The sequence below is a fragment of the Gluconobacter vitians genome (assembly GCF_015244565.1).
Lineage (GTDB): Bacteria > Pseudomonadota > Alphaproteobacteria > Acetobacterales > Acetobacteraceae > Gluconobacter > Gluconobacter vitians.
In genome coordinates, this window is the sequence record NZ_JABCQG010000001.1 from 190,891 (window position 1) to 212,121 (window position 21,231).

The 21,231-nt window shown below is 65.3% G+C and carries 19 protein-coding genes; 9 read left to right on the forward strand and 10 right to left on the reverse strand.

Going from position 1 to position 21,231, the window contains the following annotated elements:
- Positions 1 to 117 precede the first annotated feature (117 nt).
- Positions 118 to 1,797 (forward strand): tetratricopeptide repeat protein, encoded by a 1,680-nt coding sequence (locus HKD24_RS00965; protein ID WP_194258603.1) that lies wholly within the window; start codon positions 118 to 120, stop codon positions 1,795 to 1,797.
- Here the strand turns inward: HKD24_RS00965 and HKD24_RS00970 are convergent.
- The 4 genes from HKD24_RS00970 to HKD24_RS00985 all read right to left on the reverse strand — a co-directional run bounded on the left by HKD24_RS00970 (position 1,781) and on the right by HKD24_RS00985 (position 9,252).
- Positions 1,781 to 4,630, reverse strand: a complete 2,850-nt coding sequence (locus HKD24_RS00970) for a [protein-PII] uridylyltransferase (protein ID WP_194258604.1) — start codon at positions 4,628 to 4,630, stop codon at positions 1,781 to 1,783. The genes HKD24_RS00965 and HKD24_RS00970 overlap by 17 nt on opposite strands.
- The gene (mutS, locus tag HKD24_RS00975) at positions 4,627 to 7,278 is read right to left on the reverse strand and encodes a DNA mismatch repair protein MutS (protein ID WP_194258605.1); all 2,652 of its coding nucleotides are present in this window, start codon (positions 7,276 to 7,278) and stop codon (positions 4,627 to 4,629) included. The genes HKD24_RS00970 and mutS overlap by 4 nt, the downstream gene beginning before the upstream one ends.
- Before the next feature lie 95 nt (positions 7,279 to 7,373).
- Positions 7,374 to 8,930 (reverse strand): murein biosynthesis integral membrane protein MurJ, encoded by a 1,557-nt coding sequence (gene murJ, locus HKD24_RS00980; protein WP_194258606.1) that lies wholly within the window; start codon positions 8,928 to 8,930, stop codon positions 7,374 to 7,376.
- Positions 8,931 to 9,006: 76 nt separating this feature from the next.
- On the reverse strand, positions 9,007 to 9,252 hold the full coding sequence (locus HKD24_RS00985; RefSeq protein WP_194258607.1) for a hypothetical protein: 246 nt from the start codon (positions 9,250 to 9,252) through the stop codon (positions 9,007 to 9,009).
- A 106-nt stretch (positions 9,253 to 9,358) separates the two neighbouring features.
- Here HKD24_RS00985 and HKD24_RS00990 point away from each other — a divergent pair, with 106 nt between their 5' ends.
- Positions 9,359 to 9,748, forward strand: a complete 390-nt coding sequence (locus HKD24_RS00990; RefSeq protein ID WP_172493026.1) for a DUF4112 domain-containing protein — start codon at positions 9,359 to 9,361, stop codon at positions 9,746 to 9,748.
- On the opposite strand, the gene HKD24_RS00995 is transcribed toward HKD24_RS00990, so the two are convergent.
- Complete coding sequence (locus HKD24_RS00995; protein ID WP_194258608.1) at positions 9,742 to 10,236, reverse strand: glutathione peroxidase; 495 nt, start codon at positions 10,234 to 10,236, stop codon at positions 9,742 to 9,744. The two genes, HKD24_RS00990 and HKD24_RS00995, sit on opposite strands and share 7 nt — an antisense overlap.
- Positions 10,237 to 10,393: 157 nt before the next feature.
- Here HKD24_RS00995 and HKD24_RS01000 point away from each other — a divergent pair, with 157 nt between their 5' ends.
- Together HKD24_RS01000 and sodC are read left to right on the forward strand one after the other, a co-directional pair.
- Complete coding sequence (locus tag HKD24_RS01000) at positions 10,394 to 11,599, forward strand: NupC/NupG family nucleoside CNT transporter (RefSeq protein WP_194258609.1); 1,206 nt, start codon at positions 10,394 to 10,396, stop codon at positions 11,597 to 11,599.
- 97 nt (positions 11,600 to 11,696) lie between these two features.
- Positions 11,697 to 12,221 carry a superoxide dismutase[Cu-Zn] gene (gene sodC, locus HKD24_RS01005; RefSeq protein ID WP_194258610.1) on the forward strand — a complete coding sequence of 175 codons (525 nt, stop codon included), beginning with the start codon at positions 11,697 to 11,699 and terminating at the stop codon, positions 12,219 to 12,221.
- Between the two features lie 15 nt (positions 12,222 to 12,236).
- Here the strand turns inward: sodC and HKD24_RS01010 are convergent, their stop codons facing one another.
- Genes HKD24_RS01010 through tsaD form a run of 4 tightly spaced genes read right to left on the reverse strand, consistent with a single transcriptional unit; the run spans position 12,237 to position 15,862 of the window.
- Positions 12,237 to 12,938, reverse strand: a complete 702-nt coding sequence (locus tag HKD24_RS01010) for a TylF/MycF/NovP-related O-methyltransferase (protein ID WP_194258611.1) — start codon at positions 12,936 to 12,938, stop codon at positions 12,237 to 12,239.
- Positions 12,939 to 12,954: 16 nt separating this feature from the next.
- Positions 12,955 to 13,926 (reverse strand): NAD(P)H-dependent glycerol-3-phosphate dehydrogenase, encoded by a 972-nt coding sequence (locus tag HKD24_RS01015; RefSeq protein ID WP_194258612.1) that lies wholly within the window; start codon positions 13,924 to 13,926, stop codon positions 12,955 to 12,957.
- Between the two features lie 2 nt (positions 13,927 to 13,928).
- Complete coding sequence (locus HKD24_RS01020; protein WP_194258613.1) at positions 13,929 to 14,768, reverse strand: 23S rRNA (adenine(2030)-N(6))-methyltransferase RlmJ; 840 nt, start codon at positions 14,766 to 14,768, stop codon at positions 13,929 to 13,931.
- The gene (tsaD, locus tag HKD24_RS01025; protein WP_194258614.1) at positions 14,765 to 15,862 is read right to left on the reverse strand and encodes a tRNA (adenosine(37)-N6)-threonylcarbamoyltransferase complex transferase subunit TsaD; all 1,098 of its coding nucleotides are present in this window, start codon (positions 15,860 to 15,862) and stop codon (positions 14,765 to 14,767) included. The genes HKD24_RS01020 and tsaD overlap by 4 nt, the downstream gene beginning before the upstream one ends.
- 67 nt (positions 15,863 to 15,929) lie before the next feature.
- On the opposite strand from tsaD, the gene hemC reads away from it, so the two are divergent.
- Together hemC and HKD24_RS01035 are read left to right on the forward strand one after the other, a co-directional pair.
- Entirely contained in the window at positions 15,930 to 16,979 is a 1,050-nt protein-coding gene (hemC, locus tag HKD24_RS01030; RefSeq protein ID WP_194258615.1) for a hydroxymethylbilane synthase, read from the forward strand.
- A 35-nt stretch (positions 16,980 to 17,014) separates the two neighbouring features.
- Complete coding sequence (locus HKD24_RS01035) at positions 17,015 to 17,662, forward strand: uroporphyrinogen-III synthase (protein WP_322783260.1); 648 nt, start codon at positions 17,015 to 17,017, stop codon at positions 17,660 to 17,662.
- A gap of 2 nt (positions 17,663 to 17,664) precedes the next feature.
- On the opposite strand, the gene secB is transcribed toward HKD24_RS01035, so the two are convergent.
- The gene (gene secB / locus HKD24_RS01040; RefSeq protein WP_062507511.1) at positions 17,665 to 18,186 is read right to left on the reverse strand and encodes a protein-export chaperone SecB; all 522 of its coding nucleotides are present in this window, start codon (positions 18,184 to 18,186) and stop codon (positions 17,665 to 17,667) included.
- Positions 18,187 to 18,379: 193 nt separating this feature from the next.
- Here secB and HKD24_RS01045 point away from each other — a divergent pair, with 193 nt between their 5' ends.
- Genes HKD24_RS01045 through HKD24_RS01055 form a run of 3 tightly spaced genes read left to right on the forward strand, consistent with a single transcriptional unit; the run spans position 18,380 to position 21,179 of the window.
- On the forward strand, positions 18,380 to 19,183 hold the full coding sequence (locus HKD24_RS01045) for a Tim44/TimA family putative adaptor protein (RefSeq protein ID WP_194258616.1): 804 nt from the start codon (positions 18,380 to 18,382) through the stop codon (positions 19,181 to 19,183).
- Positions 19,184 to 19,221: 38 nt separating this feature from the next.
- Positions 19,222 to 20,364, forward strand: a complete 1,143-nt coding sequence (mltA, locus tag HKD24_RS01050) for a murein transglycosylase A (RefSeq protein WP_194258617.1) — start codon at positions 19,222 to 19,224, stop codon at positions 20,362 to 20,364.
- On the forward strand, positions 20,361 to 21,179 hold the full coding sequence (locus HKD24_RS01055; protein ID WP_194258618.1) for a DNA-methyltransferase: 819 nt from the start codon (positions 20,361 to 20,363) through the stop codon (positions 21,177 to 21,179). Before mltA ends, HKD24_RS01055 begins: the two co-directional genes overlap by 4 nt.
- Positions 21,180 to 21,231: the final 52 nt, after the last annotated feature.

A 21,231-nucleotide genomic window follows, 5' to 3' on the forward strand; every position in this document is an offset into this window, starting at 1 on the left:
ATCGTCTCAAAACCTCTGACACTGACTTGGATTTGTCATTTTGACCAAAGAACTGTGAAAACTTCGTTAACACATGTCTAGGTGGATTTTCCGGGAATTTCGGAGCACGAAGAGTTGATGAGACCTCTGTTTTCATATGACCCCACCGAACCCGCCTTTGCCGCCTTCAGTGCCGGGGATCTCGCGGGGGCGGAGGCCGGGTTCCGGGCTATTCTGGCCGGGCAGCCGGGACAGCCGGATGCCCTGCATGGGATGGCCTGTCTGGCGCGGGCCCGTGGACAGGATGCCACGGCGATCGCACTGGTCGGGCGGGCCTTGCAGAAAAGCGGCATTTCTCCTGATCGGAAGGCCCGGATGCACATCACGCTGGGGCTTGCGCTTCTGGCGCAGGGCTATGCTGAAGCGGCGCGCGCAGCCCTGAATGTTGCCGTGATTTTGCAGCCCTCGGACCCGCGTGCCCATGCCGCTCTGGGAGACGCTTTTGTAGCGCTGGGGCGGCGGGGTGAGGCGCGGGAGGCGCTGCGGAAAGCGGCGGATCTGCTGGCGGATGACAGTTTTGTGAGGACGCGGCTCGGATCGCTTTTTCTGGATGACAGGCTGTGGGAGCAGGCTGTCGGGCAGTTCCGGCAGGTCGTGAATCGTAGGCCACAGGACGGTGCGGCACTGGCCAATCTGGGGGCGGCGCTTTTTGCGGGCAATGCGTTCGGGGAGGCGCGGCATGTTCTGCTGCAGGCCTGTGAGTTTGGGGCTCGGACGGCGGAGACACTGAACAGTCTGGGGCTCGTGGAAATGGCGCTGGGCGAGCTTGATGCAGCCTGCGCGACGTTACGGGAGGCGCTGGAGCTTCGGCCTCTGGACGGGCGGATTGCCAACAGTCTGGGCACGGTTCTGATGGAAGTCGGGCGGCTGGAGGAGGCAGAGGCGCTTTTTCAGGCGATCATCACGCGTGAGACGGGCGAGGAAGCGGCGCGGGCGCGGTTCAACCGGGCGACCATTCTGCTGGGGCAGGGTCGGTTTGCGGAAGGGTGGCGGGATTTTGAGAGCCGCCGGGTGTTGCTGGAAATCACGTCTGCGGTTCCGCAATGGGATGGATCGGCGGGAGCGGAGCCGGTGGCTGTTCTCGGGGAGCAGGGGCTGGGGGATGAGGTCCAGTTTCTGCGCTTTCTGACAGAAGCGGCGAAGCGGCGGCCGTTGCGGCTCCGGTTCCGGACGGCGGCGCTGGCGGGATTGATGCCGGAACTGGATCAGGGGTGGATTCTGCCTGCTGATGGGCCGGTTGCGGCTGAGGTCAGTCTGTTGAGTTTGCCGCGGGTTCTGGGGATGGAGGATGAACCGTCTGTTCAGCCTTATCTGACGGTGCCGGAACGGGCGCAAGCCGGGCGGATCGGGATCTGCTGGTCCGGGAATCCGTCCTATCGGTTTGATCGCAGGCGGTCGGTTCCGGTGGAGTGTCTGGACGTGTTGCGGCAGGTTTCCGGTGTGCGGTTTGTCGCGCTTCAGCGGGGTGATGTGCCGGACTGGATGGAACGGGTTCCGCTTGAGACGCCGCTGGATCTGGCGCGGGAAGTGGGGCGGTGCGCGCTGGTGATCAGCGTGGATACGCTGGTGGCGCATATGGCGGGTGCGCTGGGGCGGCCTTTGTGGCTGCTCAACCGTGAAGGCGGTGACTGGCGATGGAAAGATGTGGACTGGTACAGGGATGTCCGGCAGTTCCGGCCGCCCTCCGGTGCGGCGGTTGCCGCGGGGTGGGAGGCCGTGCTGCGGGATGTTGCGGAGGCGCTCAGCTCGCGGGTGTAGTGACCGGAGAGCTTGTGAGGGAGGCGAGCAGGGTTTCGCGCAGGCGGGCGAGGCGGACCGGATCGGTGATTTTCATGCCCAGCAGGTCCCGCACATAGAACACGTCCACGGCGCGCATGCCGTAGGTCGTGATATGGGCCGACGAAATCTGGAGTGACGCGCTGCTGAGGGCGGATGTGACGTCGTGCAGCAGTCCGGGACGGTCGCGGCCATTGACTTCGATGACGGTGTGACGGTCCGAGGCGGTGTTGTCGATGACGACACGGGGTGGGACGTGGATCGCGCGCATCCGGCGCGAGGTGCTGTGATGGCTGGCGTCCTCGATGCCCTTGCGGATGTCGAGACGTCCCGAGAGGGCCTGTTCCACGAGATGGTTCAGGCGACCGAGCTGGTGCGGTTCCTCGAAGGAGCAGCCTTCTCCGTCCTGCACCCAGAACGTGTCGAGCGCCATGCCGTCGCTGAGTGTGTGGATGCGGGCGTCCACGATGGAGGCGCCTGCCACGGCGAGGGCGCCGGCGATCTGGGAGAACAGGCCCGGATGGTCGGCGCAGAGGACGGTGAGTTCGGTGACGCCCCGTTCGGGGATGGGATAGGCCTCGACCGTGACCGGGGAGCGGTAGCGGTCTGAGTCGTGGACCATGCGGGCGTGGCGCATCTGGGTGTCGGTGTCGAAGCCGAGCCAGTAGCTCGGATAGCCGAGGTCCAGAAAGCGGTCGATGCTGCTGTCGGGTAGGGTGCCCGTAAGCCCGTCACGGGCAAGTTCGCGGGCGTGGTTGACGCGGCTGTCGCGTTCGGTGGCGGCCAGCCCGCCTTCCAGGACCTCGGCGACGCGGGAGAAGAGTTCGCGCAGGAGGGTTGCTTTCCAGGCGTTCCAGACCTTCGGGCTGACGGCGCGCATATCGGCGATGGTCAGGAGAATGAGGAGACGCAGGCGTTCGGGGGACTGGATGGTGTCGGCGAGATCGAGGATCGTGCGGGGATCGTCGATGTCGCGGGTGAAAGCGGTCTGGGACAGCAGGAGATGGTGCAGGACCAGCCAGGAGACGGTGTCGGTTTCCTCGGGGTCGAGGCCGAGCTGCGGGCAGATCGTCAGTGCGAGGTCGGCGCCGATTTCGGAATGGTCGCCGCCGCGTCCCTTGCCGATATCGTGCAGCAGGACGGCGACGTAAAGCGCGCGGCGGGAGCGCAGGTCGCTGGCCAGCGTGTAGGCCAGGGGGATCTCGTCCGCCATGCGACCGGCTTCGATCTGGCCCATCATGCGGACGGCTTCGACGATGTGCTCATCGACCGTATAGATATGGTAGCTGTCGAACTGCATCTGTCCGACGACGCGGGACCAGTCCGGCAGGAGGCGCCCGAGGAGGCCGGTCTCGTTCAGGATCGGGAGCCAGAAGGGGACGGCTTTGGTCTCGTCCGCGCTGGGCTCGCAGAGCAGGTCGAGGAAGATTTTTGCGGTTTCGGGATCGTCGCGCAGGGTGACGGCGTGGCGTTCGTTTCGGATGATCTGCTGCATCGCGATGGGGTGCAGGGGCAAGTCGTGGCGGCGGCCGCAGTCGAGCAGGCGGAACATCTCGCGAGGCTGAGCTGCGAAGGTCACGGGCTCGATGGGGCAGATGCGGCCGGCGATGGTCTGGAACTCTTCGGGGCCGGGGACGATTTTGGGTGGCTCGCCGGTGGTCTGGTCCTGAAGATGCATCAGCACGACGGGTTGCAGCACGCTGGTGAGGCGCATGACGTCGCGGGCGGTGAGAAAATAATGCCGCATGAAGCGTTCGACGCCGCGCTGGCGGCCGTGGGTTGCATAGCCCATGCGGCCACCGATGACGGGCTGGACGTCGAAGGTCAGGCGTTCCTCGGCGCGGCCGGTGATGTAGTGCAGGTGCAGGCGCACCGTCCACAGGAAGTCCCACGAGCGGCGGGCGCGGTGGGATTCGCGGTCTGTGAGCAGGCCGAAGGACGCGAAGGATGGTGTTTCGGGTGCTTCGCCGGGGGCGCCGTTGCGGTCGGGGCTTGAGACCGCGCAGCCGAGGGCGGCGCGTCCCATCCAGTTCAGGGTTTGCAGGTCGCGCAGGCCGCCGCGGCCTTCCTTGATGTTGGGCTCGACCATGTAGGGGTTGTCGCCGAAGCGGCGGTGACGCTGTTCGCGCTCGCCGATCTTGCCCATGACGAACTCGCACAGCCGGTCATTCTGAAGGTCGGCGCCGAGCGCGCAGCGCAGGTCGCGGGCCAGGCTGCGCTCACCGTGCAGGAAGCGCAGGTCGAGCAGGGCGGTGCGGATGGTGAGGTCGCTGTCGGCGTCGCGGACGCATTCGGCGATGGAGCGCGTGGCGTGGCCGACGCGCAGGCCGAGATCCCACAGGGCGTAGAGGATGAACTCGATCCGGGTGGTCATGGCCGGGGTCGGGTCGCCAGGGATCAGGAACAGGATGTCGATGTCGCTGAAAGGCGCGAGGAGGCCTGCGCCGTAGCCGCCGGTGGCGCAGAGGCAGAGGGGTTCGCCCGGGGCTTCGTGTTTCTGTGCGGCAAGATCGGCCAGGGCGCAGACCATGTCGTCGGCCTGATGAGCCAGGGCACGGGCGGCATCGACTCCCGAAATCCTGCGCTTTTCGAACCGTTCGCGGACCGTAGCGTGCCCGCTGCCCAGATGGCGGCGCAGGATGGAGAGCACGTTCTCGCGGCTGGTCAGCCCCTGTGTCGCAGCGGTCTCGAGGGCAGCCTTGAGCGGTGAGGCCGGGTCGCGCGGGGGGGAGGCGGTTCGGTCAGACAGGGGCTTATCCGTATCGTCAGCGAAGGGAAGAGGAGGAGTTTCGCCCCAGAAAGAGTTTTCTTTCAAGTGCCGTTTCCGGAGGCGAGGCGTTTCAGATTGTATAACGCATCCAATGCGTCGCGGGGAGAGAGATCATCGGGGTTCAGAGCCCGGATTGCGTCTTCCAGCGGGGATGGGGCGGGCGGCGTTTCTGGCGTGTGAGACGGCGGTGGTTCCGGCTCTGCGACGGCTTCGAAAAGGGGCAGTGAGGAGCGGGCTTCGGCCTGTTCGCGCTCGAACTGGGACAGGAGACGGCTGGCGCGATTGACGACGGATTGGGGGATTCCCGCCAGTTTTGCGACATGCAGGCCCCAGCTCTTGCGGGCTGCACCCGGGCGGACCTCGTGCTGGAAGATGACCTCGCCGCGCCACTCTTTCACGGCCATCGTGTAGGGGGCGAGGCGGGGGAGGAATTCGGTCAGGGCGCCGAGTTCATGGAAATGTGTTGCAAAGATTGTCCGGGAGCCAAGCTGGGTGTGCAGGGCCTCGAGCGTTGCCCATGCAATGGACAATCCGTCGAGCGTTGCGGTGCCGCGGCCGATCTCGTCCACGACGACGAGGGACTTGGGGCCGGCCTGATTGAGAATCGCGGCGGTCTCGGTCATTTCGACCATGAAGGTGGAACGGCCGCGGGCGAGGTCGTCCGCGCCGCCGACGCGGGAGAACAGGCGATCCACGACGCCGATATGGGCGGATTGGGCCGGAACTGGGAGGCCTGCCTGCGCAAGGATGACGGCCAGTGCGGTCTGGCGCAGGAAGGTGGATTTGCCAGCCATGTTCGGGCCGGTGAGCAGCATGGCACGGTGTTCGGGCGGCAGAGCGCAGTCATTGGGGATGAAGCGGGCGTCGGCGCTTCCCGATTCGGCCAGTGCGGCTTCGACGACCGGGTGTCGGCAGGCGACGAGGCTGAACTCCGTACCGTCCGTAACGGTGGGGCGGCACCATGAGCCGCCTTCCGCGAGCAGGCCGCAGGAGCGCAGGACGTCGGCGAGGGCGAGAAACTCGGCGACTTCATCGAGGGCCGGGGTTTGCAGGATGCGGGCGCAGAGCTCGGCGAAGATGCGGCGTTCCAGTGCAGACGCCTTGTCGGCGGCTTCGAGAATGGCGCGGTCCAGGCCGGCGAGTTCTTCCGTGGAGAAGCGGGCGAGGCTGGCCGTGCCCTGACGGAAGGACAGTTCGGGGTTGTCGCGCAGTTTCGTGCCGGCAGCGGACGGGACTTCGATCACGTAGCCGAGCTGCGCGTGGTATTTGATCTTGAGGTTTGAGACGCCGAATTTTTCGGAAAGCTCGCCCTGCATGGCGGCGATGATGCGGCGGCTTTCGTCGCGCAGGCCGCGATAGCGTTCCAGCTCCGTGTTGTAGCCGGGGGCGATGAAACCGCCATCCTCGATCCGGGCGGGCAGGGTTTCGGCGACGGCGGCCTGAAGCTGGTCCAGCAGGGTGTCGGCGCGGCCGTACAGTCCTGCGGTGAGGGTGCGGATCAGGGTGGGCGTGTTCTGGTCGCAGGCGGGCTGGAACAGGGCGGTGATGTCGTTGGCGGCGATCAGCGTGTCGCGGATGGCGGCGAGATCGCGGGGCTGGCCACGTCCGGCAGAGATGCGGCCCAGCGCGCGGGCGGGGTCTGGCGTGCGGCGCAGGATATCGCCGAGAGCGCCGGACAGGCCGGGGATGGATTGCAGCCAGAGCCAGCCGTTCTGGCGGTCCGTGATTGCGGTGGCGTCGGTCAGGGGAGAGGCGAGCCACCGGGCGAGGAGGCGGGAGCCTGCGGCCGTGGCGGTACGGGTGACGGCGCCGAGGAGACTGTGTTTGGTTGCTCCATCGCGGGTGCGGAGGATGTCGAGGCTGGCCCGGGTGGCAGGGTCGATGCCGAGGACGCCGTCCGTGCCCTGCGGGATGGGGCGGGAGAGGCGCGGGAGCGCTCCGGCCTGACTGCGCTGGACGTAGTTCAGGGCCATGGCGCAGGCGATGGCCTGTTCGGGCGGGAAGTCTCCGAGGGCGTCGATCTGGGCGACGCCATAGGCGCGGGCAACGAGGGTTCGGGCGCTGTCGAGCGTGGGTGGAACGGCGACGGGGGCCAGTCGGGACGCGTAATCAGGGGAAATGAGATCGGGTTCGGACAGAATCTCGGCGGCGTCGAGCCGGGCCATCAGTTCGGGAAGGGCGCTTTCGGGGACCGAGGCGGTTTCGAAGGCTCCGGTGGAGATGTCGATCCAGGCTGCGCCGATCGTTTTGGCGCGCTTTTCAGGGCTGCGGGCGATGGCGAGGAGCAGGTTGGCGCGTCCGGCTTCGAGCAGTTCGTCTTCGGTCAGGGTGCCGGGGGTGACGACGCGGACGATAGCGCGGGACAGCGGGCCTTTCTGGGGCTTTTCGCCTTTTTTCGGTGGGGCCTGCGTCTGTTCGGCGACGGCGACGCGGAAGCCGCGGCGGATCAGGCGCGACAGATAGGCCGGGGCGGCCGCGACGGGGACGCCGCACATGGGGATCGGCTCGCCCTGATGGGTGCCGCGGGCCGTGAGCGCGATGTCGAGCGCCATGGCGGCGGCCTGTGCGTCGGAGAAGAACAGCTCGTAGAAATCGCCCATGCGGAAGAACAGGAGGGCGTCGGGTTCCTGGTGTTTGAGGTCGAACCACTGGGCCATCGCGGGGCTGGCGTTTTCGGCGGTAGGCAGGGGCATGAAGGTGCCGATGGGTCCGGTCTCCGGGCTGTCACTTCGGGAAGGGGATTGGAAAATAACGTCTCCGTGCCGGTGTGTGAACCGGCACGGAGGGGTCAGCGGGCGCGTCGGCGGTTCAGGCGTGTCTGGAAAGCCACGGTGGCGTCGCGCAGGCGCACCACTTTCAGGGCGTCGAGCATCACGGCGTAGACGAGCATGCCGAAGATGATCAGCGCCGTGAGCATGCCCAGACGCCACACGCCGTGCCAGGCGGGCAGGCCGGGGGCAACGAGCTTTTCGGCGGCCGCGACCCACAGGGCCATCATGATGCCGGCACCGGCAATGCGCAGGGCGCGGCCTTTCAGGAGCGGATCTGCGATGAAGAGGCCGCGTCGGTGCAGGATGACGGCGAGCAGCGTGCAGTTGACGAAGGCGGCGATCGTGCTGGCCAGCGGCGAGCCGATATGGCCGAGCGGACGGTAGAGCAGAAGGTTGAGGACGAGGTTCAGGGCCAGCGTGAAGAAGCCGATGCGGACGGGGGTGACGGTGTCGCCTTCGGCGAAGAAGGCCGGGGAGACGACCTTGATGAGGACGAAGGCGGGCAGGCCGAGCGCGTAGGCCTGAAGGCACTGGCCGGAGAGGATGGCGTCGCTGACGGTGAAATGGCCGTAGCCGAACAGGGCGGCCATGATCGGGGAGGCCAGGACGATCATGCCGATCATGGCCGGGAGCGTCAGGAGGAGTGTGTAGTCGATGGCGCGGTTGAGGCTGGCATGGACGGCGGTGCGGTCATTGTTGGCGATGTGGCGGGTCAGGAGCGGCAGGAGGGCCGTGCCGGCTGCCGAGCCCAGCACGCCGAGCGGGAGCTGGTTGATGCGGTCTGCGAAATACAGGATCGAGGGCGTGCCGACGGGGAGGTGCGTGGCGATGATGGTGTCGACGGTCAGGTTGATCTGGGTGACGCCGGAGCCAACCAGACCGGGCCCCATGCGGCGCAGGAGCGCGCGCATGTCGGGTGAGAAGCTGGGCCATGTCAGATGCGGAGCCATGCCGGCGCGTCGGGCGGCCCAGTACAGGGCGCCGAGCTGGACGACGCCGGAGAGCGTGACACCCCAAGCGCTGACGACGGCGGTGTTGTGCCAGACCAGTGCGCCGAGAAGGATGGCGGCGATACCGATGATGTTGAAGGTGACATAGGCGGCTGCGGCTGCGGTGAACTTGCCGAGGCCGTTCAGCACGCCCGAAACGAGGGCTGCGCCGCAGATCAGCAGCATGTAGGGGAACGTGATTCGTGACAGGTGCACCGCGGTTTCAAAGCGGCTCCCGGTGAGGCCCGAGCCGATGAAACTCACGACCAGCGGCATGAAGATTTCAGCCAGGATGGTCAGCAAAGCGAGCCAGAGCATCAGTCCGGACAGGGCCTGTCCCGCGAAGCGCAGGGCGGACTGGTGGCCCTTTGTTTCGTAACGCTCGGTGAACATCGGCACGAAGGCGGCGTTGAACGCGCCTTCGCCGAAGAGGCGCCGGAACATGTTGGGCAGGCGAAGCGCGATCAGGTAGGCGTCCTGAACGGGGCCGGCACCAAGGAACGCGGCGAGAAGCTGGTCACGAACGAGGCCGAGGACACGCGAAAGCATGGTCCAGCTGCCGACTGTCAGGAAATTGCGAAGCATTTCCTGATCCTAGCCGATCATTCAGCGCCGTGACATATCCCCCGTTACAGGAAAAGCGCAGTGTGACGGATGGGCTTCAGCGCAGGACCGTTTCGCGGTTGTGCAGGGTCGTTTCGGTTCTGGCGGGCTGCTGGATCGTGGGGCGGATCGCGGCAAGGCCAATGCAGAGCAGCGTGACTTCAAGCATCAGCATGGCGCTGGCCCAGAAGATGCCGGACAGGCCGAGGAAGGTCGTGACGTGATGGGCTACGGCCGGGGTCAGTGCGCCGAGGGCGGCGACAACCAGAAGGGGCAGGATCGGGCGGAGCGGTGAGTCCTTCATAAATGTCTCCTGTCACATTTCTGACTTGAACTGTGGCGGCTTTCGATACGGTTGTTCAAGGAAAAAAGACGAACTTCCCTGTCGCTGTTGCGTGATAGGGGGTGCCATGACCGATTTTTCAACGATTTCCCCGCCTGTGAGTGTCGCCGAGCTTCGTCTGAGGCTGGATCGGATCCGGCGTCTGGCCTGGCTTTTAAACTCTGCCGCGCGGATTCCGGGGCTGCGGCTGAGGGCGGGGCTGGATACGCTGCTGGGGCTTCTGCCCGGAGGCGGTGCGCTGATCGGGACGGCGCTGTCGCTTTATATCGTCTGGGAAGGGCGCCGGATGGGCGTGGACCGCCAGACCGTGCAGCGGATGCTGGGCAATGTGGCGATCGAGGCCGTGGTGGGCCTCGTACCGCTGGCGGGGGATCTGTTTGATACGGTCTTCAAGGCCGATCTGCGGAATATCGCGCTGATCGAAGCCGCGCTTGCGGGGCGGCTCGGGGGTCAGTGATCCAGCAGGACCCTCCGGACGGCTTCCTCGACGCGGTTTGAGGCGGGCTTGGCCAGTGGTGTGAACCAGTTGGCCAGATTGCCGTCGCGGTCAGTCAGGTATTTGTAGAAATTCCAGCGGGGGCGGGCGAGGAAGCCGCCTTGTTTGTCCAGCCAGCGGAACAGCGGGGTGGTTTCGGGGCCGCGCACGTGCTGGCGGGCGGTCATGGGGAAGCTCACGCCGTAATTGCGGTGGCAGAAATTCTTGATGTCTTCGGACGAGCCGGGTTCCTGCTGGCCGAAATCATTCGACGGCACGCCGATGATCATCAGGCCTTCGGGATAGTCGCGGCCATAGCGGGACCAGAGGTGCTGGAGGTCTTCGTACTGGGGGGTGAAGCCACATTTGGATGCCGTGTTGACGATCAGCAGCGGTCGTCCGCGATAGGCCGAAAGGTCGATCGTGTCGCCGGACAGGCCGGGAAGGCTGAAATCATAGGCACAGGTCATGGGGCTTCTCCCTATCAGTCGGCGGCATCCTAGCGGTTCGGGGGCGTGCAGGCGAGAGAGGAGGGGTGGACAGGACGTGACATGACGGACAGGTTCAGGTCGTTTCGGGTTCAGTTCCGGGTGCGTCGTTCTGTTTTTGGGTGAGGAGTTTGCCTGCGTGATCCTGCGCGTCCTTGTCGGCATGGCCGGTCTTCTGTTTCTGGGTGCGCTTTTGTCCACCAACCGCCGGGCCATCGACTGGTCGCTCGTCGGACGGGCGCTGCTGTTGCAGATGCTGATTGCGGCGGTCGTGCTGTGGGTGCCGCCGGGTGCGCATGGGCTGCATCTGATGTCCGATGCGGTGACGAAGGTCCTGTCTTACGGGGATGTGGGCAGTGCGTTCCTGTTCGGCGGGCTGGTTGGGCCGAAGATGAACGGGCTGTTTGGCAATGACAGTTTCGTCTTTGCGCTCAAGGTTCTGCCGGAGATCGTTTATGTCGCAGCCCTTCTGGGGCTGTTGCAGCACTGGGGCGTGTTGCAGTTCCTCTCGAAGCTGATTGGTGGTGCGCTGTCGCGGGTGCTGGGGACGACGGGGCTCGAATCGTTCTCGGCGGTGCTGACGATTTTTCTGGGACAAAGCGAGATGCCGATCGCGCTTCAGACCTGTCTGGCGGAAATGTCGGAAGGGGAGTTGGCGACGGTTCTGTGCAGCGGGACGTCCTCCATCGCGGGGTCCGTGCTGGCGGGATATGCGTCGCTGGGCGTGCCGATGGAGAACCTGCTGGCGGCGTCTTTCATGGCCATTCCGGGCGGACTGCTGTTTTCGCGCATTCTGTTTCCGGGGCCGCGCCGGTCCGATGCGCAGATTGCCGGGGCGGATCACGGGCATCACAGCATGTTCGAAGCCATTGCGGATGGCGCGATGAATGGCGCGAAAATCGCGGTGGCTGTGGGGTCTGTGCTGATTGCGTTTGTGGGACTGATTGCGCTCGCGAACGGACTTCTGGGGGCGGTAGGTCTGTCTCTGGCGCAGATTCTGGGAACAGTGTTTGCGCCGTTTGCCTGGCTGCTCGGGGTGCCGTGGAGCGAGTGTGTCGTGGCGGGCGGGCTGCTGGGGCAGAAGATCGCATTCAACGAGTTCGTGGCCTATGTGAACCTGTCGCCGCTGATCCATGCGCATGCTCTGTCGCAGCGGACGATTACAATCCTGTCTTTTGCGCTGTGCGGGTTTGCGAACATCTCGACGATCGGGATTCTGATCGGGGCATTCGGTAGTGCGGAGCCGCGTCGGCGGACGGATGTGGCGTCGCTGGCTGTTCGGGCCGTGGCGGCGGGGACGCTGTCTAATGCGATGAGTGCGGTGATCGCGGGACTTTTCGTATGATTGCGGGGCGGCTCACGAATCTCTGATCCGAAAATATGTCAGCCCGGCGTAAGGTGAGAATAGTTATCATCTTTCTTGCTGGACTGAGAGTTTCTCCATGCGTCGTTCCGGATTTCTGACCCTTCTTCTGGCCTCTGCGATGGCTGTTCCTTCGCTGGCCAATGCTGCCGACAGTGTGACGGGGGAGCTGAAGGGGATTGATGGTTCTTCGCATGGGATCGTGAATGTGACCGAGGCGCCCAAAGGCGTTCTGCTGCGCCTTCAGGTGCAGGGGCTGACGCCGGGCTGGCACGGGATTCACTTCCATGAAAAGGGGAGCTGTGCGGCTCCAAAATTCACCAGTGCGGGCGCGCATGTTCATGCGGCAACGCCGGTGGTGCATGGTCTGCTGAATGCGGATGCGAATGATGCGGGTGATCTGCCCAATCTGTATGTCGCGGCGGACGGGACGGCGACGGTGGAGCTTTATTCCACGCTGGTGTCGCTGAAGGGGCAGGGGGAGCGTCCGGCGCTGATGGATGCGGATGGGGCGTCCGTGGTCATTCATGCCAAACCTGATGATTATCAGAGCCAGCCGATTGGTGGTTCGGGGGATCGCGTGGCCTGCGCGGTTCTGCACTGAGGCAGGCCCGGCTGTTCAGGCCGGGTGACGGATGATCATGGCCTGTGTGGTCGGGAACTCGATGATGCGTTCGGGGCGGTCTGCGAAGAAGGTGCGGAACGCCTGGGCGACGCCGGGGATGATCGAGAAATCATGGGTGAGAATGATGCCGCCGGGGACCAGACGGGGATAGAAATAGTCCAGTCCGGCCAGGGTGGCGTCATGCAAATCCACGTCCAGATGGACGAACGAAAAACGCAGGTCTTCGAGATCGGATGTGCTGCCGGGGAACAGGCCGGGGTGGAACCGGACGTTCCGGCAACCGGTCAGTTTGCGTTTTACATGCGGCAGGGTGCCGATGAACTGGCCTTTGTGGAAGACGCCGCTTTCGCCACTGCGCACACTTTCGGGAAGGCCCTCGAAGGTGTCGAACAGGTGCAGGGTGCGGTCGTTTTTTACCGAGCAGAGCAGGGCCGCCGAGGCGCCTTCATAGACGCCGAATTCGGCAAAATCGCCGGGTAGGGTGGTCTGGGCTGCGGCGATTTCGTGGAGGATGAAGGCTTCATCCGCGCTGAGGAGCGATCTTGTGCCGCGGATGGCGTGCCGGAGGCTGGAGAGGGTCCGCGGGTCCTTGTGGCCGGAGAGCAGTCGCATCTGCAGGGCGTTCTGCAACCCGAAGGTCAGCGCCCGGGCGATGCGGCTGCATCCGATGATGCGGCGCAACCTCTCGTTTCTCATCCACATGTCATCATGGTTACTCCTGCGTGGGAGGGCGGTCCAGCAGAAGGTGTCGGGCTTCCTCAATCGTGAAGCCTTCGCCCAGGATGCGGGTGACGGTTTCGATGATGGGCGCGCGGACATGGTGTTTGCGGGCGAGGGCGCGCATGGCCGGGGCGGTCAGAACGCCTTCGGCGACCGTGGTGCGGGACGCCAGAATGTCTTCAAGGGAACGGCCTTCGCCGAGTTCGAGGCCGACGCTGTAATTGCGCGAGCCGCGTCCGGTGCAGGTCAGGATGAGGTCGCCCATGCCCGCGAGACCTGCGAGCGTGCTGGCGCGGCCGCCCGTGGTTTCGGCAAGGCGGCTGATCTCGGCGACGGCGCGGGTGATAAGAGCGGCGCGGGCGTTTTCGCCCAGGCCCGCGCCGATCGTAATGCCGGCGCCGATGGCAATGACGTTCTTGGCAGCGCCCGCGAGCTGGACGCCGGCTGCGTCATCGCTGGCGTAGACGCGGAAGGCGGAGGTGTTGAGAAGCGACGTGAGTTTCTGCGCGAGAGCGAGATCCGCGCAGGCCAGCGTTGCAGCGGCGGGGAGGCCTTTTGCGACTTCGATGGCGAAGTTAGGGCCGGAGAGGACGCCGGTCGGGCGGCCGGGCATGGTTTCCGCCAGAACATCGAGCGGCAGGAGGGATGTAGCCTGTTCCAGTCCCTTGCAGCAGGTCACGACGGGAACTGCGGGGTCGAGCACGGTCTGGAGGCGCGTGGAGACGTCACGGGCGGTCTGGACCGGGGTGACGAGCAGGACGACGTCTGCGCTGCGGGGGAAATCACCGGTGATGGTGACGTTGTCGGGCAGGGTGATGCCCGGCAGGCGCGGGAGGGTGCGGGTTCCGGGTGGGACCGGGTTGCGCATCCAGAGGGCCACGTCCGCGCCAGTCGCGGCCGTGGCGCAGGCCAGCGCCGTTCCCCAGGCTCCGGCGCCGATGATCGCGATATGGGGTCTGGTCATGGTTATTCCTCTGCCAGCCGTTCGATGTTGATCTGGATGTCTTCGGCGTCAGGGGAACGCAGGCCGGTGGCGAGGGCTTGCAGGATGTTGCGGGCGTCCTCCTCGAAGCCGAACGGGGCGTTGACGACCAGCAGCCCGCAGCCGTTCAGGCGGGACGGATCGACGGGCGGGCGGAGCAGGAACTCGCAGGCGAGCATGTCCCGGATGCCGGCATCCTGAAGGGCCGTGTAAAACGCGCGGACGGGTGTGCGGTGTTTGATCGGATACCAGACCGCGACGATCCCGGCGCGGAAGCGGGTGCGGATCAGCGCGATGGCATCGGCGCAGCGGGCGAAATCGTCGGGCTTCTCGAACGGCGGGTCAATGAGGACGAGGCCGCGCTTGAAGTCTTTTGGCGGCAGGAGGGCGCGAAGGGCTTCGTAGCCGTCACGGTGATGGACGGCAGCCTGCGGGTCGGCGTGGAAGAGGCGACGCAGGGGGCGGACGTCTTCGGGGTGCAGTTCGCAGGCAATGAGTTGATCCTGCGGGCGGAGTTCGGCGCGGGCGAAAGCGGGGGAGCCGGGGTAGCGGTGCCGGTCCTGTACGTTGGGGCGGACGGCGTCGAGATAGTCCTTAAGCGGTTCGGCGGCTGGCCGGTCCAGAAGCTGGCCGATGCCGGCGCGCCATTCGCCGGTTTTTTCAGCTTCTTCGGACGTCAGATCGTAGCGGCCGCATCCGGCATGGGTGTCGAGGACGACGAAGCCTGCGGGTTTGCGCTTGAGCGCCTTGATGAGTGCGAGAAGCAGCGCGTGCTTCATGCAGTCGGCGAAGTTTCCGGCGTGGTAGATGTGGCGGTAGTTCAAGAGACGTGTTCCGGGGTGGCGGGAGTGCGTTCCGACAGGGGCCAGCGAGGGCGGGCGGCGGTGTCGATTTCGTTGGGGGTTTCGCCCGCATGGAGCCGTTCAAGGGCGGCCCAGGCGACCATCACCGCGTTGTCGGTGCACAGGCGCAGGGGCGGGGCGAAGAAGGGGATGCCGTGGTTTGCGGCGACCTGTTCGAGGGCTTGGCGCAGGGTTTTGTTGGCGGCGACACCGCCTGCGACGACCAGGGCCGTGGCGTTCGGGCTGAGGGCCAGAGCGTGTTCGGCGCGGTCGGCCATCACATCGGCAACGGCGCGCTGGAAGGAGGCTGCGACATCGGCGGCGAACTGGCGGGGCAAGGCGTCGCGGCTGCCGGTCGGGTCCTGCGTGTCGATCAACCGGCTGACGGCGGTTTTCAGGCCCGAGAACGAGAAATCGCAGCCTTCGCGGCCCTTGAGGGGGCGCGGGAGCGGGTAGGCGTCGTCGCGGCCTTCGGTGGCGAGTTTTTCCAGAGCGGGGCCGCCGGGCCAGCCGAGGCCGAGCATTTTGGCGACCTTGTCGAAGGCTTCTCCGGCGGCGTCGTCGATTGTGCCGCCGAGGCGGACATAACGGCCGGTTTCCTCGACCGAGACGCACTGGCAATGGCCGCCCGAGACCAGCATTGTCAGGTAGGGGAAGTGCAGGTCAGCACCCAGGCTGGGGAGGCGCGGGGTGAGGATGTGGGCCTCGATGTGGTTTACGGCCACGAAGGGGCGGTGGAGTGCCATGGCCAGTCCCTTGGCGTAGGAACTGCCGACGATCAGGCCGCCGATCAGGCCGGGGCCGGTCGTGCCTGCGAAAGTGTCGATGTCGGCCAGCGTCAGGGAGGCTTTTTTCAGGACTTCCGCCACCAGTGTGGGCAGGGCGTCCAGATGGGCGCGGGCTGCGATTTCCGGGACGACGCCGCCAAGGATGGCGTGATCGGTCTGGGACAGGACGCCTTCGGCCAGGATCGTGCCGTCATGGGCGAGGATGGCGCAGGCCGTATCGTCGCAGGAGGTTTCGATGGCCAGAAGGGGGCGCAGGGGTGCGGACGGAGAAGTGGCGGGGGCTGACATGGGGCTTATTATGGCCGAGTCTGTCATATCATGACAGTCCCGTGTGAATGGGCTAAAGCTGCCGTTCATGAATGCTCCCGTCCTGCCTTCCGAGGCGCTCCAGAGAGTCGCCGCGGAAGCCGTCCGCCGCTCCCATGCCGCTGAGCCGCCTACCGGCCGCAAGCTCCCTCTTCGTGTCGGGTCGCGGGCGTCTCCGCTGGCGCTGGTCCAGACGCGGAACTTTCTGACGCGTCTGACGCGGTTCTGCCCCGTTCTGCGTGATATGGGCGCGTTTCAGGAATACCAGATCAGCACCGAGGGCGACCGTAACTTGGTGCAGCGCCTGGCGGAAATCGGCGGCAAGGGTCTCTTTGCCAAGGAAATCCATGAGGCGCTGGCAGCCGGGCGGATCGATTTCGCGGTGCACAGTCTCAAGGATCTGGAAACCAACCTGCCGCCGGGCCTGGTGCTGGCCTGCACGCTCAAGCGTGAGGATGCGCGCGATGCGCTGATCCTGCGGGACCGGGATGTAAAGGTTGATCCGCAGCGTCCGTATGACTGTCTGCCCGAAGGGGCTCTGGTCGGCTGTGCGTCCGTGCGTCGTCAGGCGCAGATGCTGCATGTGCGGCCTGATCTGCGGTTCTGTCTGCTGCGCGGGAATGTGCAGACGCGGCTGGACAAGCTGCGGGCCGGGGCGTGCGATGCGACGCTTCTGGCGCTGGCGGGTCTGCGGCGTCTGGGTATGGAAGACCGTGTGGATGTCGTGCTGGAGCCGGACCAGATGCTGCCGGCTTCGGGGCAGGGCATTGTGGGCGTGACGGTTCGTGAGAGCGATCTGGAACTCCGCGAACTGCTGTCCGCGATCGAGGATCCGGAAGCGCGGGCGGTTTCGACGGCCGAGCGTGCGCTTCTGGCGGAGCTGGACGGGTCGTGCCGGACGCCGATCGGCGGTTATGCCCGGATCGAGAACGGTGTGCTGAAGCTGAGCGGCATGATTGCGAGCGAGGACGGGACGTTCCTGCTCCGTCGTGAAATCGAGGGTGCGCCTCTTGAGGCGGCCCGGATGGGGACCGAGCTTGCGGACGAGCTTCGCCGCGACACGCCGGCCCATATTTTTGAAGAAATGAGGCGTCCCTGACGCTTACCCGTCCTGAACCGGGACGTACTGTTCTGGTGACCCGGCCGGAGCCTGGACTGTCCGCTACGATGGCGGATGTCCGGGCGCTTGGCTGGGACGCTGTGGCGTGTCCGATGCTGGACATCACGACATTTGAGCCTGTTGCGCCGGGGGCATTCCGGGCCGTGCTGGTGACGAGTGCGAATGCGCTGCCTGCGTTGCGGGACTGGCCACGGGATCGGCTTATCGTGGCCGTGGGTGCGCGGACGGCGGCGCGGGCGCGCAAGGCCGGGTTCGTGAATGTCGAGGCGGCGGACGGGGATGCGCGGGCTCTGGCGGCGTTCTGCCGGGCGCGCGGCATTATGGGCGCGGATGTGCTGCTGGCCAGTGGCGAGGGTTATGGCGTGGAGCTGGCGCGAGATCTGGGCGTGGAGCGCGTCGAGGTCTATGCGGCGGCCATGTGTGAGGCTCTGCCGGAGACGGCGCAGGATGCGCTTCGGGGCGGGCGCGTCGAGGCGGTGCTGCTGTATTCAGGGAAGACGGCCGAGGCGTTCAGGGGAGCGCTTAGGGCCGAAGAGGTGACGGCGCTGTCTGCCGTGCGGGCGCTCTGTCTGTCAGAGGCCATTGCCGCGCGCCTGAACCCGGAGGAATGGCGCGCGGTGATGTGGCCCGATCCGCTGGAGCAGCTCGGGCCAGTGTCCTGAAATCAGGCTTCGCCGGCGGGTTCCGGGAACTGCTGGGCGCGCTTGGCCTGCCACAGGGCAACAAAGTCGATCGGCTGCAGCACGACGGGCGGGAAGCCGCCGTCACGCGTGACATCGCTGACGATGGAGCGGACATACGGGAAGATCAGGCGCGGCACTTCGACCAGCAGGATCGGCTCGATCAGCTCTTCCGGCGGGTTGTTCAGCGTCACGACAGCGGCATAGGTCAGCTCGGCGATGAACACCGTGCGGCCAGCCTGTCCACCTTCCTGTGCCGGCGGCTCAGCGGCCTCGGCGCGGACGGCCAGGGCGACTTCATAGACGGCCTGGTCTTCTTCCAGACGGTTGGCCTGGACGTCGATGTTGACGGAAATCTGCGGGGCGGAGCGCAGCGTGGTGAAGATGGCAGCGCCAGCCGGAACCTCGAAGGACAGGTCCTTCGTGTACTGCAGGTTGATGGCCAGCGGCATGGCCGGCACGTTTTCCTGGCCCAGGGCGGCGTTGTCGGTGGTGTTCTCTGACATACAGTCTCCGGATCCGCAGGGGCGCACCCCAGGGCGGACATCGATTGGAACGATTGCGATCCCTTGGCGGTAGCATGATGTCCGTTGCGCGCCAAGACACGGTTCTGGCGGACAGATGGTTGAGATCGGAGGGATTGCACCCTATCTCTAGGGCAACAGATCTTTCACCGAACACTGCGAAACACAGGACGTCATGTCTTCCAGCGACATCCACCTCCCCGCCGGTCTCATGGATCACGCGGGTCATCATTTCCCCTGGGACCTTGTGGTCCTGTTCGTGCTCGCCGTGGCGCTGGGGGTGAGGCTTTACCGCGTTCTTGGCCGCCGTGTCGGGATGCAGGGGGTCCGGCAGGAACGTCCCGGAGCCGGGCGTTTCGGTCCGGGCGCGAAGAATGGTGCGGCGCCGGATGCGTCCCGTCCAAGTGCTCCGCCGCCGCTGCCGGGTAAGGCATCGGGCGGACAGGGTGATGCGAACGGGGCGCTCAATGCGGCTGCGGCACCGGAAGTGGATTATGAAATTCCTGCACCTGCAACGCGGGTCGGGACGGTGCTGGGTGAAATCGCGTCCGTTTTCCCGGGATTTTCGCCTTCGGGGTTCCTGAAGGATGCCGAGGACACGTTCCGCCAGGTGGTGCCGGCGTTTGCGGTTGGTGACCGTGCGGTGCTGCAGAAGCTGCTGACCCCGGTTTCCATGGAGTCCTTTTCCGCTGCGATCGATGCGCGGGAACAGGCAGGCGAGACGCAGCGCAGTGATCTGCGTGGTGTTGAGAGCCTGTCCATTCTCGATGCGATGATCGTGTCGGCAGAGGATGGCGCGCGGACGGGCCGAATCGAGGTGAAGATTGTTTCGCGTCAGGTGAACATCCTGACGGACCGCGCGGGTGAGCCCGTGGTCGGGACCGAGGCCGTGACCGAGTTCCATGATCTGTGGCTTTTCGAGCGTGTCGTCGGGCAGTCCGATGCGCGGTGGCGGCTGGCGGCGTCCCGTCCGGCCTGATCCTTTTCGTTTTCTGCTTCGAGTTTTTTACCGATCCGATGAAAAAACTGCTGACCCTGGTGACGCTCGGCGTGCTTTGCGGGTGTACCCCGCAGAATGCGCCGTCTTCGTTTTCGCTCTCTCCTGTTGGTTATGACTCCCTTGCCGGGTGGGGGCAGGAGGATTTTGCCTCCCTGATGCCGCTGCTGCGGAATGAGTGCCGTCGCCTGTCGCAGTTGCCGCCCGAGACGGTGCTCGGCGGGAGTGAGGACATCACGTATGGCCGTCATGCTGCCGACTGGGCCAATGCCTGTGTGGGGCTGGCAACAGCGACGGACGCGCGGACGTATCTTCAGACATGGTTCCAGCCATACGAGGCGGGGACACAGGCGTTCTTTACCGGCTATTTCGAGCCGCAGATCCCGGCTTCCCTGACGCAGGGCGGGGCCTATCAGACGCCGGTCTATGGCCGTCCGCGCGATCTGGTGCGGGCGAAGGCGACCAATGGCCAGATGGTCAGCGGGCGCTGGGTCAACGGGCAGTTTGCGCCGTATTATGACCGTGCCGCGATTGATGGCGGGGCGCTGGCGGGGCAGGGGCTTGAGATTGCCTGGCTGAAAAGCCCGGTGGATCTGTTTTTCCTTCAGATCCAGGGTTCCGGGCGGCTGATTCTGCCGGATGGCGGGCAGGTGCGTGTCAGCTATGACGGGCGCAACGGGCAGGCCTATGTGCCGCTCGGACGTGTCCTTGTGCAGGATGGTGAACTGCCTGCGGATGGAGTCAGTATGGACAGCATTCGGAACTGGCTTGAAGCGCATCCGGACCGGATGATGTCCGTCATGGAGCGCAATCCGAATTATGTGTTCTTCCGCCGTGATGACGGCAATCTGGCGCAGGGGCCGAAGGGGGCGTTCGGGATGCCGCTGACGGCCGGGCGTTCCGTGGCGGTGGACCGGTCCATGGTGCCGTTTGCCATGCCGCTCTGGGTTGAGACGACGCTGCCTTATGGTGTCGGGCAGCAGGTGAACTGGGATCATCTGGTGTTCGCGCAGGATATCGGCACGGATATCAAAGGTGCCGGGCGCGCCGATCTGTTCACGGGTTGGGGGGCTGCGGCGCAGGCCGTGGCCGGGAACCTGCATGCACATGGGCGGATGGTGCTGTTCCTGCCGCGTCCTCCTGCGGAACCTGCCGCACAATGATCCGCAGTCGCCGGGAGAAGCTCGGTGTCCATACGCTGATCCGGGGGGACTGCACGACGGTCCTCAAGCGGATGCCGTCGCAGAGCGTGGACGTTGTGGTGACGTCGCCACCCTATAATCTGGGGGTGCCGTACCGGACCTATCAGGACCGGCTGCCCGAGGATGCGTATCTGGACTGGATGGAGGATGTCTGCACCAGTCTGTCCCGCGTCATGAAGGATGATGGATCATTCTTCCTGAATATCGCGGGGTCGTCCTCACAGCCCTGGCTGCCGTTCGAGCTGATGACGCGGCTGCGCAGGCTGTTCGTGCTTCAGAACCATATCACCTGGATCAAATCGATCTCGGTGGGTGAGATCACTTACGGGCATTTCAAGCCGTTGAATTCGGCGCGTTTCGTCAATCGTAACCATGAGCATGTGTTCCATCTGACCAAGACAGGAAATGTGCTGGTGTCGCGGCTGGATGCGGGTGTGCCGTTTACGGACAAGAGCAATATCGTGCGGCGGCAGCACATCACGGACCGGCGATGCCGGGGCGATACGTGGTTCATTCCCTACGAGACCGTGCGCAGCCGCAAAGAGAAGTTCAGCCATCCGGGGACGTTCCCGGTGGCGCTTCCCGAGGCGTGTATCCGGCTGCATGGGTTGCGGCCGGGTGGCGTGCTGCTGGATCCGTTTATGGGATCGGGCACGACGCTGGTGGCGGCGGAGCGGATGGGCTGTGTGGGGATCGGAATTGATACCGATACGTCCTATGTAAACGTGGCGCGCAAGCGGGTGCGGGCGGCGATCGATCATGAGGACGAGGATTAATCGACAACACCTGTTTTCCTGACAGGTTCAATCACTTTGACTTTGTGTATCA

Bases quoted from the DNA above. Each gene is read 5' to 3' on its own strand.
- HKD24_RS00965 (WP_194258603.1), top strand. From the start codon at position 118: ATGAGACCTCTGTTTTCATATGACCCCACCGAACCCGCCTTTGCCGCC.
- mutS (WP_194258605.1), bottom strand. From the start codon at position 7,278: ATGCCCCTGCCTACCGCCGAAAACGCCAGCCCCGCGATGGCCCAGTGG.
- murJ (WP_194258606.1), bottom strand. From the start codon at position 8,930: ATGCTTCGCAATTTCCTGACAGTCGGCAGCTGGACCATGCTTTCGCGT.
- HKD24_RS00985 (WP_194258607.1), bottom strand. From the start codon at position 9,252: ATGAAGGACTCACCGCTCCGCCCGATCCTGCCCCTTCTGGTTGTCGCC.
- HKD24_RS00990 (WP_172493026.1), top strand. From the start codon at position 9,359: ATGACCGATTTTTCAACGATTTCCCCGCCTGTGAGTGTCGCCGAGCTT.
- HKD24_RS00995 (WP_194258608.1), bottom strand. From the start codon at position 10,236: ATGACCTGTGCCTATGATTTCAGCCTTCCCGGCCTGTCCGGCGACACG.
- sodC (WP_194258610.1), top strand. From the start codon at position 11,697: ATGCGTCGTTCCGGATTTCTGACCCTTCTTCTGGCCTCTGCGATGGCT.
- HKD24_RS01010 (WP_194258611.1), bottom strand. From the start codon at position 12,938: ATGAGAAACGAGAGGTTGCGCCGCATCATCGGATGCAGCCGCATCGCC.
- HKD24_RS01015 (WP_194258612.1), bottom strand. From the start codon at position 13,926: ATGACCAGACCCCATATCGCGATCATCGGCGCCGGAGCCTGGGGAACG.
- tsaD (WP_194258614.1), bottom strand. From the start codon at position 15,862: ATGTCAGCCCCCGCCACTTCTCCGTCCGCACCCCTGCGCCCCCTTCTG.
- hemC (WP_194258615.1), top strand. From the start codon at position 15,930: ATGAATGCTCCCGTCCTGCCTTCCGAGGCGCTCCAGAGAGTCGCCGCG.
- secB (WP_062507511.1), bottom strand. From the start codon at position 18,186: ATGTCAGAGAACACCACCGACAACGCCGCCCTGGGCCAGGAAAACGTG.
- HKD24_RS01045 (WP_194258616.1), top strand. From the start codon at position 18,380: ATGTCTTCCAGCGACATCCACCTCCCCGCCGGTCTCATGGATCACGCG.
- mltA (WP_194258617.1), top strand. From the start codon at position 19,222: ATGAAAAAACTGCTGACCCTGGTGACGCTCGGCGTGCTTTGCGGGTGT.
- HKD24_RS01055 (WP_194258618.1), top strand. From the start codon at position 20,361: ATGATCCGCAGTCGCCGGGAGAAGCTCGGTGTCCATACGCTGATCCGG.